Annotated in this window: 12 protein-coding genes; 8 read left to right on the top strand and 4 right to left on the bottom strand. The window is 54.6% G+C overall.

The features are described from left to right. Window positions 1–86 precede the first annotated feature (86 nt). On the bottom strand, window positions 87–677 hold the full coding sequence (locus tag EPG66_RS06670) for a hypothetical protein (protein WP_083068726.1): 591 nt from the start codon (window positions 675–677) through the stop codon (window positions 87–89). Between the two features lie 364 nt (window positions 678–1,041). Between EPG66_RS06670 and EPG66_RS06665 the strand changes: the two genes are divergently transcribed. The 4 genes from EPG66_RS06665 to EPG66_RS06650 all read left to right on the top strand — a co-directional run bounded on the left by EPG66_RS06665 (window position 1,042) and on the right by EPG66_RS06650 (window position 5,337). Beyond that, complete coding sequence (locus EPG66_RS06665; RefSeq protein WP_069025931.1) at window positions 1,042–2,328, top strand: HAAAP family serine/threonine permease; 1,287 nt, start codon at window positions 1,042–1,044, stop codon at window positions 2,326–2,328. A gap of 229 nt (window positions 2,329–2,557) precedes the next feature. Then, the gene (locus tag EPG66_RS06660; protein WP_182686283.1) at window positions 2,558–3,655 is read left to right on the top strand and encodes an ABC transporter substrate-binding protein; all 1,098 of its coding nucleotides are present in this window, start codon (window positions 2,558–2,560) and stop codon (window positions 3,653–3,655) included. Between the two features lie 278 nt (window positions 3,656–3,933). Then, on the top strand, window positions 3,934–4,398 hold the full coding sequence (locus EPG66_RS06655) for an RcnB family protein (RefSeq protein ID WP_064704634.1): 465 nt from the start codon (window positions 3,934–3,936) through the stop codon (window positions 4,396–4,398). A gap of 102 nt (window positions 4,399–4,500) precedes the next feature. Beyond that, window positions 4,501–5,337: a Cof-type HAD-IIB family hydrolase gene (locus tag EPG66_RS06650; RefSeq protein WP_069025932.1), complete on the top strand. Its 837-nt coding sequence runs from the start codon at window positions 4,501–4,503 to the stop codon at window positions 5,335–5,337. Window positions 5,338–5,502: 165 nt separating this feature from the next. Here EPG66_RS06650 and EPG66_RS06645 read toward each other — a convergent pair whose 3' ends face one another. Further along, a complete protein-coding gene (locus EPG66_RS06645; protein WP_182686281.1) occupies window positions 5,503–6,651 on the bottom strand; it encodes an iron-containing alcohol dehydrogenase in 1,149 nt (382 codons plus the stop codon). 291 nt (window positions 6,652–6,942) lie between these two features. Here EPG66_RS06645 and gntT point away from each other — a divergent pair, with 291 nt between their 5' ends. Further along, window positions 6,943–8,259 carry a gluconate transporter gene (gene gntT, locus EPG66_RS06640; protein ID WP_010258995.1) on the top strand — a complete coding sequence of 439 codons (1,317 nt, stop codon included), beginning with the start codon at window positions 6,943–6,945 and terminating at the stop codon, window positions 8,257–8,259. Between the two features lie 199 nt (window positions 8,260–8,458). Here gntT and EPG66_RS06635 read toward each other — a convergent pair whose 3' ends face one another. Next, window positions 8,459–8,704 (bottom strand): hypothetical protein, encoded by a 246-nt coding sequence (locus EPG66_RS06635; protein ID WP_010258994.1) that lies wholly within the window; start codon window positions 8,702–8,704, stop codon window positions 8,459–8,461. Between the two features lie 256 nt (window positions 8,705–8,960). Here EPG66_RS06635 and EPG66_RS23325 point away from each other — a divergent pair, with 256 nt between their 5' ends. The 3 genes from EPG66_RS23325 (at window position 8,961) to EPG66_RS06625 (ending at window position 10,869) form a co-directional block, all read left to right on the top strand. Next, complete coding sequence (locus EPG66_RS23325; RefSeq protein ID WP_019105993.1) at window positions 8,961–9,044, top strand: small membrane protein YohP; 84 nt, start codon at window positions 8,961–8,963, stop codon at window positions 9,042–9,044. Window positions 9,045–10,001: 957 nt separating this feature from the next. Next, on the top strand, window positions 10,002–10,211 hold the full coding sequence (gene cspE, locus EPG66_RS06630) for a transcription antiterminator/RNA stability regulator CspE (RefSeq protein ID WP_006118399.1): 210 nt from the start codon (window positions 10,002–10,004) through the stop codon (window positions 10,209–10,211). Between the two features lie 226 nt (window positions 10,212–10,437). Continuing rightward, window positions 10,438–10,869, top strand: coding sequence for a GNAT family N-acetyltransferase (locus EPG66_RS06625; RefSeq protein WP_031593222.1), 432 nt, complete (start codon window positions 10,438–10,440; stop codon window positions 10,867–10,869). Here the strand turns inward: EPG66_RS06625 and EPG66_RS06620 are convergent. Next, on the bottom strand, window positions 10,847–12,202 hold the full coding sequence (locus EPG66_RS06620) for an aminotransferase-like domain-containing protein (protein ID WP_069025934.1): 1,356 nt from the start codon (window positions 12,200–12,202) through the stop codon (window positions 10,847–10,849). The genes EPG66_RS06625 and EPG66_RS06620 overlap by 23 nt on opposite strands. Between the last annotated feature and the right edge of the window lie 104 nt (window positions 12,203–12,306).

The raw sequence follows: 12,306 nt of genomic DNA, 5'->3' as shown, positions 1-12,306 counted from the left end.
GACTCAGGAAACCTGAAATCGAAACCTGTCAGAAGTGTAGTAATCCTTTGAGAAGTAAGCAGAGCGGTGGGGCAGGCTGGCCATTTTCAGCCGGGCTGACAGGGCGGCTGCACCTGCGCTGTGGCGACCGTCACGGCTCGGGTGTCGGGTTGCCAGAGAGCGAGGTCGGCAAACGCACGACGATAAACCGTGTCGATTTGTGCCGGAACCTGTTTGATGTAGTGCCAGGCATGCTCACGCGTTTCACCGGTGAGCTGCTGCAGATAGTGCCGCGCGTCGTCCAGCGTTGGGATCTGGCCTTCGACACCCGCCATGCGGGCAGGCAAAGCGGTCCAGATCAGACCTTCTATGCCTTTGGTCTTAGCCCACTCTGCCAGTGGCCCTGCGGAGGTCGCTGTCACCGTCATCATTCCGATGCCATCGATGCGGCTCTCCGGAATGGCCTCACGCAGGCGCAATGCGCGGCAGGCGCTCTCAAGTGAGGCGGTATTCAGCCAGGCCCAGTACACCGGCACCGGGCTGGCATTAAGGCAGATCGCGGTCGACAGCTCACCGCCGTCAGCGATGCGCACAAACTCAATCGGTAGCTCAGGACCATCATGATGCCACTGACTGGCCACTGGCAGCGCGTCAGCTTTCCAGATTAACGATCCCCATCCGAGACAGGCAATTTTCATTCTCTTCTCCTGTGCATCTGTCGGCATGATCGCGACAGAGTCTGTTTAAGCGTAGCCCGTTGCGCTGAACCGTTACAGGGATCACCTTTTTAGGGGCGGTAAAACCGCCACAAAGATGGCATGATCGCCGCGCAGTCACTTTGCACAACCTGACGGTTTTTTCAGCAATTCATGCGTGTTTATGTGCACGGCTTGAACTTTTATCGTCAGGTAGTGTAAAAAGTGGCGCACGCAATCGATTACCTATGCACGGGCGGGTCAGCATCACGTTGACTGATCCGGTTGCAGCTGAGGCGGAGAGTGGGGCGGACATTTGCCTGCCTGACGGCTCAGGTTACTGGCGGCTTTTAAAACGGAAAATCTGATGAAAACCACGCAAACTGGCACGCTGTGCGCGCTTGAGAGTGACGTCGATACGGGATGGCGCAAAACCGACACCATGTGGATGCTGGGTTTATACGGCACGGCGATTGGGGCGGGTGTGCTGTTCCTGCCTATCAATGCTGGCGTCGGCGGGCTGATCCCGCTGATTATCATGGCGATACTGGCGTTTCCGCTGACCTTTTTTGCACACCGTGCCCTGACCCGATTCGTTCTCTCCGGTAAAAATCCGGCCGGGGATATCACCGAGGTGGTCGAGGAGCATTTTGGCGTTGGTGCGGGCAAGCTGATTACGCTGCTCTATTTCTTCGCTATCTACCCGATTCTGTTGATGTACAGCGTAGCGATCACCAACACGGTTGAGAGCCTGATGGTGAATCAGCTCGGCCTGGTGCCGCCACCGCGTGTGCTGCTGTCGCTGCTGCTGATTGTCGGACTGATGACCATTGTGCGTTTCGGCGAGAAGATGATTGTCAAAGCGATGAGCGTGCTGGTTTATCCCTTTGTGGCGGTGCTGATGCTGATGGCCTGCTATCTGATCCCGCACTGGCACGGCGCTGTGCTTTCGACCCTGAACGTTCAGCCCGCGGGCAGCAGCCTGTGGATGACGCTGTGGCTGGCGATTCCGGTGATGGTCTTCTCGTTTAATCACTCGCCGATCATCTCCTCATTCGCGCTGGCAAAGCGGGAAGAGTATGGCGATGCCGCAGAGAAAAAGTGTTCGCGCATTCTGGCCTGCTCGCACCTGATGATGGTGGTGACGGTGATGTTCTTTGTCTTCAGCTGTGTGCTGAGCCTGTCGCCTGAAGATTTACACGCCGCCAAGGCGCAGAACATCACCATTCTTTCCTATCTGGCGAACCATTTTAAGGTGCCGATGATCGCCTGGCTGGGACCGCTGATTGCCATTGTGGCGATCACGAAATCGTTTCTCGGTCACTATCTTGGCGCGCGCGAAGGATTTAACGGCATGGTTAATAAGGCGCTGCGCAGTCGCGGCAAAACCATCGCGCCCGCCAGACTGAATCGCCTGACCGCACTCTTTATGCTGCTGACGACCTGGCTGGTAGCGACGCTGGACCCCAATATTCTCGGCATGATTGAGACGCTTGGCGGGCCGGTCATTGCGATGATTCTGTTCCTGATGCCGATGTACGCTATCCAGAAGGTCCCCGCGATGCGCAAGTACAGCGGTCACATCAGCAACCTGTTTGTGGTACTGATCGGACTGATAGCCATCTCCGCAATCTTCTATTCGCTGGTGAAGTAACACTTAGCGCAACAGGCGCATCTCAATTCCCCTGGGATGCGCCCGCCATACGCCATTCTCTCCGTGCACCTCCACGCATTCAGCAATATCGCCCCGTGATTTAAGCCCGCAGTCACGTCGTTAACGCCTTCTCTCAGACGCATCTGGTTAGCAATAGTTACATTTGGTACTTATCAGCATGGTAGAGTTAACGCGAATAATTATTATTCCCTAAAAGGACAGGAGAAAAATGAAAATCGGGATAGTTGCTGCCACCACACTTTTACTGTCAACCGCCTGTGCGGCTACCACCTATCCGGTCACGGTGACCGATATGGATGGTCAGAAAATTACGCTGCAAAAAGAGCCGCAGCATGTGATTTTACAGGATGGGCGTGACGTGATGGCGCTGGCATTACTGGATCGCCAGAACCCGTTTCAGCGTGTCGTTGCCTGGAACAACCTGCCGAAAAAGCAGGATACCCAGACCTGGGAGCTGCTGAAGCAGCGCTGGCCGCAGGCGGCATCAATTGTTGATATGGGCTTTAACGATCAGGGGCAGGTCAATCTGGAGAGCGTGCTGGCGAAGCAGCCCGATCTGATGATTGCGCAGCTGCGTGCCAAACCGGCCCTGACGCAGTCAGGCGTGCTCGCCACCCTGAAAAATCTCCATATCCCGGTGCTTTTCCTCGATGATGAACTCCATCCGAAAGAGAACACCCTGAAGAGCGTGAAAGTGCTGGGCACCGTTCTGAATCGCGAAGCCGAGGCGAAAGCCTACGCCGATTTTTACCAGCAGCGCTGGCAGATGCTTCAGCAGAAGATTGCGCAGGTGCAGCACAAGCCAACCGTGTTTATTGAACCGATTGCCGGTAACAGCGACAACTGCTGCTTTACCCACGGTCATAACGGCTGGGGCGCGCTGGTGGAAGCGGTCGGTGGCAAGAATATCGGTTCTGCACTGCTGCCCGGCAGCTCTGGATTTGTGTCGCTGGAGAAGATTATCGCCATGAAGCCGGACGTCTATATCATGACCGGCTCCAAACGCCCGAACAGTAACGTGCTGCCGTTTGGTTACGGTGCCAGTCAGACCGACGTAACCGCCACCTTTAACCGCCTGCAGAGCCGCACCGGTCTGGAGCAGATCGAACCGGTGAAACAGAAACGGGTGTATGGCGTTTATCACCATTTTTATAATCACCCTTACAACATTATCGGCATGGAAATTCTGGCAAAAGATCTCTATCCGGAAGTGTTCCGCGATCTGGACCCGACGGCTGATTACCACCACATCGTGACGCACTTTACCGGGTTACCGGATGCGCCAGTGATCCTCAGCACGCCATAACCGCAAAACTGTCAGGGTGCGTTTCAGCATCCTGACTTTTCACCGGACATCATCCGTCAACCAGAGCATGATTTTCAGTCAGCGCAGGCTGCCCGCTGAATATCTGGATTGCGTCAGCAACGTTGTCATCGCATGTCCTGTGTTAAGAAATCGCTAAGCAAGCGTAATAGTGTGTAAGTTACCGGATTTTAAGACTTTTACAGATGTCTCCCGCCACGATTATTGCCATGATGCCGATCAACGGTGCCTGAACAGCCGTTATTTTCGGAGGCAGTATCATGAAAAAAACAACATTAACGCTTATCGCTTCACTTTTGACATGCAGCACACTCTTTTCTCAGGCTTCACGGGCAGACGATCGTGATGACGCGCACCGCATGCCTGTGCCGCATCAGAACGGTGACCATCATGCTGACAGTCGTGGTTCTGACCAGAATCAGGAGCGCGGCAACAACCGTCATGACAGCGTCAATCATCGCCCGGATCAGGACAATAATGGTCGGGGCAGAGAGGCACGTAATGACCGCGACCATTTCGCCTGGCAGGGGCACGACTTCCGTCGCGGGCATCCTGTCCCGCAGGCGTACCGCGGCGACCATTACCGCGTAGCCGACTGGCATGAACGCGGTCTGCGTGAACCGCCGCGCGGTTATCACTGGGCAAACATCGACGGCAACTATGTGCTGATTGCTGCCGCAACCGGGGTAATTACCGCGCTGGTGCTGAACAGCGCGCTGAACTGATCCCCAGGGGATGGCTGCGGCCATCCCTCTTTCTTTCCGTTTTGCTGCGCCAGCGGCTATCCTGACACTCCACGCTGAAAATTCCCTGTGTAAGGAGTCATGATGACGACGGTTAAGATGGTTGCAGTAGATATGGATGGCACCTTTCTGGACGATAACAAGCAGTACAATCGATCCCGCTTTCTCGCCTGCTATCAGCAACTCACCGCCCGTGACATCAAATTTGTGGTGGCCAGCGGCAATCAGTATTACCAGCTCAAATCCTTCTTCCCGGAGATCGCCAGCGATATCGCCTTTGTAGCCGAAAACGGCGCATGGATTATCGATCGTGATGAGGAACTGTTTTGCGGTGCCTTTGAACGCCGCGATGTTGACGCGGTGATCGACACCCTGCAAAACGGCGACTATCCGGGTCTGCGTTACCTGTTGTGTGGCCGGGAGAGCGCCTGGTACTTCGACGGCATGGAAGAGAACTGGCTGAAGAAGATGCGCCACTACTGTCACCGGCTGAAGCCGATTCATCATCTGGATGAGGTGCAGGATGACCGGCTGTTTAAGTTCGCGCTGAATCTCTCTGATGACTATATCGAGCCACTGATGGCGGATATTGAACGTCTGCATCAGGGGCGTGTGGCAGCGACCTCAAGCGGTCATGGCTCGGTGGATTTGATCGTGCCGGGAAATCATAAAGCGCACGGTCTGGATCTGCTGGCACAACGCTGGGGGATCGCGCATGACCAGGTGCTGGCCTTTGGTGATGGCGGTAACGATCTGGAGATGCTCAGGCAGTCTGGCTTCAGTTTTGCCATGGACAACGCGCCACAGCGGGTGAAACAGGCGGCACGCTTCGCCGCGCCCTCTAACAACGAGCAGGGCGTGCTGCAGGTGATTGAGCAGATGCTGGCAGGTGAGGGGCCTTTTAGCGCCACGCAGGCTTAGCCGTCTGGCGCTGCGATTAAGCCAGACCGGTTAGCGCTGTGATTCAGCCAGCCGCCTGGCTCAGAGAGCGGGCACAACAGGTTAGCGCTGAGGAGCAGCAAAGCCGGGCCAGGCTGGCAGTCCCGGTTGTGCCTGGTCAGTGAAGGCGGACAGCGCGGCTCCTGATCACGCCGTGATTTGCCAGGCCTGCGCGATCATCATCTGCATCTGCTCGCGGCTGTAATTCACCAGCGAATTTTTGCTGTTGGCACGCGCCAGAATCCACTCCACCTCGGCGCGGCTCAGTGAAGGGCCATCCTGCCAGAATGGGATGATCGCCTGCTGCTGCAGCCACTGTTTCAGAAACTGCGCCGGTGAGTCCGTGGTTTCGCTGAAGAGCTGCGGGTGCAGTTCCGCCATCAGCTTACGCTGCAGTGGCTGTTCGCTGTCGGACAACAGATCCAGGAACGGAAACAGCAGACGTCCGCACACTTCACCGTGATGGAACGGCTTTATCGCGCCCAGTTCCCCCGCAATACCGTGGATCACCCCCAGACCCGCACTGCTGAGACTGACACCCCCCAGCCACGACGCCATCATCATCGCTTCACGTGCCGCGTCGCCAGCAGCATCCTCGCGATTAAGTGCAGGCCATGCCTGAACAAACTGACGCAGGCCGGTCAGCGCCATCTGGCGGGTAAAGAGGTTGCCTTTGCCGGAGAGATACGCTTCGAACAAGTGGGTAAACGCATCAATACCGCAGGTCGCCAGCACCCGGTCAGGCGCACCTTTCAGCAGATCGGCATCGAGAATTGCCACTTCCGGCACAAAGACCGGGTGGCGCAGTGACGCTTTTATCTGAATGTCACGCTGGTCAGTCACTACCGCATTTTGCGTCACTTCACTGCCGGTACCGGCGGTGGTCGGGATAGCAATCAGCGGCAACGTGATGGGCTGAACCGCGGTGTCACCCACTTTTTCCAGATAGCGGGCGGTTGGCAACGGGTGTTGTACCATCGCGCTAAATGCTTTCGCCGCATCCAGTACGCTCCCGCCGCCAATCGCTACGACCCGATCGACATGACCGCGCCAGCGCGCAACCCAGCCATCAATCTCGGCGGGTGAGGCTTCATGGCTGACAATTTCATAGCCGATAATGTGATCGTTGAGTCCGGCTTTTAAACGGGCATAGGCCGCGCCCTGCAGAAAAGATTGTCCACAAAACAGCAGGGTAGGCTGTGGCCGGGCGGCCAGCAGCGGCACCAGTTTATCCAGGCTGCCCCGGCCAAAGAGGGTTCGTTGATTACTGTACAGCTCACTCAGGTTCTCACTCACCAGCGCATCCTTTTTATATTTCGCTAAAATCTGAGTGTAACGAAAAGCAGGACGCGGGCACTGGCAAACTTTCTGATAACGCATTGGCAAAAAGTTGATCACCTTCGCAAAACAGAAATTCACCCCCGGCGGGGTGGTGCTTTCCTGCTGATGTTACCCTTAACATGTTATCGGTAACAGCGTTTGTCGGAATGTGTAAACATCTTACAGCGCACTGTTTTGTAGCCCTCAGGGGATCATGATAATAAACCGACACTGAATGATGTTCAGTGCACAAGGTGGAGAAAAGCTATGCCATTACTCTATGTGGCGATTGGCGTCGCGTTACTGCTGCTGCTGATGATTCGCTTTAAGCTTAATGGATTTATCGCGCTGATCCTGGTGGCGCTGGCGGTCGGTGTGATGCAGGGCATGCCGGTTAATAAAGTGATTACCTCAATCAAAGCGGGCGTGGGTGGCACGCTGGGCAGCCTGGCGCTGATCATGGGCTTTGGTGCCATGCTCGGTAAATTGCTGGCCGACTGCGGCGGTGCGCAGCGTATTGCCACCACCCTGATTGAAAAATTCGGTACTAAGCATATTCAGTGGGCGCTGGTGCTGACCGGTTTTATCGTCGGATTTGCGCTGTTCTATGAAGTCGGCTTTGTACTGATGCTGCCGCTGGTGTTCAGCGTTGCGGCGTCGGCACGTGTGCCGCTGCTCTATGTCGGGGTGCCGATGGCGGCTGCCCTGTCAGTGACGCACGGCTTTCTTCCGCCGCATCCTGGCCCGACCGCAATCGCGACGCTGTTTAACGCTGACATGGGTAAAACGCTGCTGTTTGGTACGCTGCTGGGTATTCCTACGGTGATTCTGGCGGGTCCGGTCTATGCCCGCTTCCTGAAAGGCATCGACAAACCGATTCCTGAGGGACTCTATAACCCGAAAACCTTTACCGAGGCGGAAATGCCAGGGTTTGGCGTCAGCGTCTGGACGGCACTGGTACCTGTGGTGCTGATGGCGCTGCGTGCGGTAGCGGAGATGTTGCTGCCTAAAGGCCATGTGCTGCTGCCGTATGCGGAGTTCTTTGGCGACCCGGTGATGGCGACACTGATTGCGGTGCTGATTGCGATCTTCACCTTTGGACTGAATCGCGGCCGCACGATGGAACAGGTCATGGATACCCTGACCGACTCGATCAAAATCATCGCCATGATGTTGTTGATCATCGGCGGTGGCGGTGCCTTTAAACAGGTGCTGGTGGACAGCGGCGTGGATAAATATATTGCCAGCATGATGCATTCTACTCAGCTGTCACCCATCTTTATGGCCTGGTCGATTGCCGCGGTGCTGCGTATTGCTCTGGGGTCTGCCACGGTAGCGGCCATTACCGCCGGGGGAATTGTGGCACCGCTGATTGTCACCAGCGGCGCCAGCCCGGAACTGATGGTCATCGCCGTAGGGTCCGGCAGCGTGATCTTCTCGCACGTTAACGACCCGGGCTTCTGGCTGTTCAAAGAGTATTTCAACCTGACGATTGGCGAAACCATCCGCTCCTGGTCGGCGCTGGAAACCATTATTTCGGTCTGTGGTCTGGTGGGTTGCCTGCTGCTCTCCTGGGCGATTTAACCTCTGGCCGCTGGCAAGCCTGCCAGCGGCTCTCTGCTTTCGCGTCTCTCCCGCTGCTTTTTTGGACTTTGAACATCCCGTCGTGCTTGCTGCCCTTGTTGCCGGTTAAGCCGGAAAGGCGGGATGTGCGGGACAGACAGCATAAAAAAAGGCCGCAAAATGCGGCCTGACAGAGAAGATTCAGTCTGAATCTGCCACGTTAGTGAGGCGGTTCAAAACCGGCTTTCACCATCTGTTCCCGCAGCGCGTGTGCAATGTCACGGTTGCCACCGGTAACCGGGTAGATAACGTTATTCACCACATCATCAAGGTAGTGCTCGTCAAACTCCTGCAGAGAGAGCTGCGTGCCGCCTTCATCGTTGATGGCGAAAGTCCCTTTGATATGGTTACCGCTGTTTTTTGCCTTGAGGCTGTAGCGGCCCATGCTGGTATTAATCGTGCTCATAAGATCTCCTCGCGACTCATTTTCAAACTCATCACTATTGAGGCCTGCCTTGCCGCATAAATTTTAGCCAGGAGTGTTCTGTAAAACGAAGAAAGAGAGCCGTTAAAAAGCGGTGTTGCGATCGTTATCTCAGAATTTAAATAAAGCTCAGGGTTGATGAACTTATGACCAGTTGAGCCGTAAGTGAAGCGGCAGGGCGCTTTTCCCTGTCTATACTGCTTACAGGAAAAGTGTTTAATTGGTGAGGGGAAAGGAAATGAAAATTATTCTGTGGATTATCGCGATCATTTTTATCGTGGGCTTACTGACCCTGACAGGGGTGTTCAAACTGATTTTCTGATATCTGTTAACGCTTCAGCAACAGCGGGCACCTAATCAGGTGCCCGAAATGTTTTCTTGCTGGCCAACAGAGTGTGTGTAATGGGATCCATCGGCGTATTGGGCAGCAGATCCTGTGAGCCCAGAGGTTTCTTACAGTATGCGCAGCAGGCACCATGAAAGTTTCGCTGATCCTCGCGGTAATCAGTAAAAACGAATCGGGCGCTTCCACATTGACCGCAACGTATCTTCATCACCATCCTGTGTCTCACCCTCCTTTTACTCAGCATATACGGATGCCCGTGCCGGACCGGTTAAGCGGACCTTATCTATTACGAGACAATATTATTTCAGACTGCGATAAGAAAAGTAGTTTCTTATGCTTGTGATTGTTTGTTGCCAAATGCGAACTTAACTACTAAAAAGCACTTCATTGATCATGATCAGTGTTTCTTTGCTGTTGGCTAAAATATCCGCGAATAGCCTGCCATGACTGATGATAATGGCACAGCCAGCTCATTTTTTTCGGAGAGGAAGTGGGATCTGCGCCAGTGAATTTAAGATTTTCCGTACAAAAAATAGCCGCTGCCATGGCGATGGCCTGAAAAAGCAGAAAAACATGTTTAAGGTGATGGGACTTACCGTCCGCATGATAGAAAAAAAATGTCCTTTTAGCGGCGTAAACGTCATTAAGAACAGGAATATATCTTAATCAGATTTTTCTTTTTAACGTCAGTAACGTAACCGCTTAAAATTAAAAAGGGTTTCGTTTCCAGCAGGTTAGCGCCCGATACCCGATCTGCGTCTGATACGCGTTGAGCGATGTTTCGCAAGTCGAAAAGCAGGAAAGTGTGATGGATGTACAGAATGTCGATATTTATCACTTTTTCATCAAATCATGCTGGACAAATCCCTCAGCAATTGCTGTACTAGACCCCGACACAGTTTAGTGTCCATTTTTCATGTAAAGGTAATATAGATGTCTAAGATCAAAGGTAACGTTAAGTGGTTTAATGAATCTAAAGGATTCGGTTTCATTACTCCTGAAGATGGCAGCAAAGATGTATTCGTACATTTCTCTGCAATCCAGAGCAACGGCTTCAAAACTCTGGCTGAAGGTCAGCGCGTAGAGTTTGAAATCACCGACGGCGCTAAAGGCCCATCTGCTGCTAACGTTATCAGTCTGTAAGTTAACAGTCAGAATTCTAAAAACCCGCCTTATGGCGGGTTTTTTTATGGCTGTAATCTGCGCTTCATCCCCTCTGTCGTACCCTCACTATCGGCGGCTTGCCGCACAAACTGCGCGGCGGTTCACACTAAATAACCGTAACATATTTATAACAACCTGATATGCAGCTTTTTGGCTTGCGACGCTATATAACTGTGCGACAGAACCCGGTGAGTGAGGAGGCAGGATGAACATACGTCAGGCAGAATTGAAAGACAGTTTTGCGTTGAGTGCATTACTGAGCGAGTTAGGCTACGGCGGCACTGAGAGCTTTATTGAACAGCGCCTGGCGCAGTTATGCAGCGATCCCAGTGAAGCGCTGTTGGTGGCTGAGCATGGCAGTCAGGTGCTGGGTTTTCTTTCCCTGCACTTTATTCCTCAGCTGGCGCTGGCCGGTGATTTCGCCCGCATCAGCTATTTCTGCATTGCAGAAGGTGAGCGCAGTAAAGGCGTCGGCCAGCAGCTGATTCAGCATGCCGAAACGCTGGCGACTCGTCGTGGCTGCGATCGTATGGAAGTCCATTGCCATCAGTCACGTCTCAAGGCGAATCAGTTCTACGCCCGTGAAGGCTATGTTGAATCCCCCTGTTATCTCATCAAAGATCTGCAAGCGAGTTAAATTCCCGTCCGCTGGCGATGACCAGCGCCCCGGCAATCATCTCCCGCTGTTCATCCCTGAGGCTGGCGATACTGACACGAATAAATTGGGTAGGGCCAAGCCGACAGCGCTCGCCTGGCACGACCGCAATACCGCGGGCAGCCAGCGTAATCATGGCAAACTGCTCTGAAGTCACCGGAATATAGAGGCTTAATCCGTCGCGAAGCGGCAAATCAAGCCCACGCTGTGCCAGCGCCGCGAGCAATGCTTCACGCCGTTGCCGGTAGGTCGCGCGTGCGGTGGCGATCTGTTGTTGCGTTTCCTCATCCTCCAGCAGCCACGCCACCGCATCCTGCAGAATGCGGCTGGTCCAGCTGACGCCAAAATTTCGCCATGACTGAATGCGCCTGACCATTTCCGAGGTGGCAGAGAGCACTGCCAGCCGCAGATCCGGTCCATAGGCTTTGGAAAACGAACGGACGTGCAGCGTGCGTTCAGGAAAGATTGAACCCAGGCTCCAGCTCGCCTCCGCAGAGAGATCGCCAATACCATCATCCTCAACGATCAGTGTGTTGCTCTGTTGCAGAACCTGCGCCATTGCCTGACGTCGCGCTGGGCTGATGCTGTTCCCGGTGGCCGAGTGGGTGCGGGGCTGATAGATCAACATTACCGGTGCCTGCTCCAGCAGGAGAGACAGAACCTCAGGCAGCGGCCCTTGATCATCACACGCCAGCGGCAGAATCTCTGCGCCGACGTTATCCAGTATATCGAGCAGCCGGGTCGCGGTTGGATCTTCAATAATCACGCGGTCACCCGGCGAGACCAGGGTTTGCACCAGCAGATTCATTGCGTCAAAACCGCCATCTGTCGCCAGAAACGCCTCTGCTGCATAGGGCCAGCGCGGCGCGATCGCCCTATGCAGCGGCGCGGAAATCGCCTCACGGGTGTAGCTGTTGAGCTGCGGTGAGTGCAGGGCCGCCTGCAGCGCACGTTGCAGGTCAGGCAGCAGGGCGGGGTCGGGTGCGGCGAGGGTCAGATCGGCGCGGATGTTATCGCCGTAGTTGCCGATCTTCTCAAAGCGAATCGGACGCGGCATCACCGTATTACTACTGACCCAGACACCACTGCGCCCCTTGCCCGCCAGCACTTTCTGCTTTCTGAGTTGCGCCCAGGCAGCAGAAACGGTTGCCGGGCTGACACCCAGCTGCTCCGCTATCTCCCGCACCGCAGGCATCTGCATACCTGTCGCGATCTGTCCGTCACGAATCAGCGCGGAGGCTGCCTGGGCAATGCCTTTCACCGAAGGCGATTTTATCTGGCTGCAAAACCAGTTGAGGTCGACGCTCTCTGTCATAAGAAAATACTTTGTTCAGTAACAAATTAATGATTGTTCAGGTAAGTATTCCGGATCTAGTATCAAATTCAAGCATTATTTTAAGCCCCGTCCCGACGGTGCAG

Source organism: Pantoea pleuroti (assembly GCF_014156615.1).
Taxonomy (GTDB): Bacteria; Pseudomonadota; Gammaproteobacteria; order Enterobacterales; family Enterobacteriaceae; genus Pantoea; species Pantoea agglomerans.
Note: the sequence above shows the minus strand (reverse complement) of the source record. Positions and strands in the feature narration are given on the sequence as shown.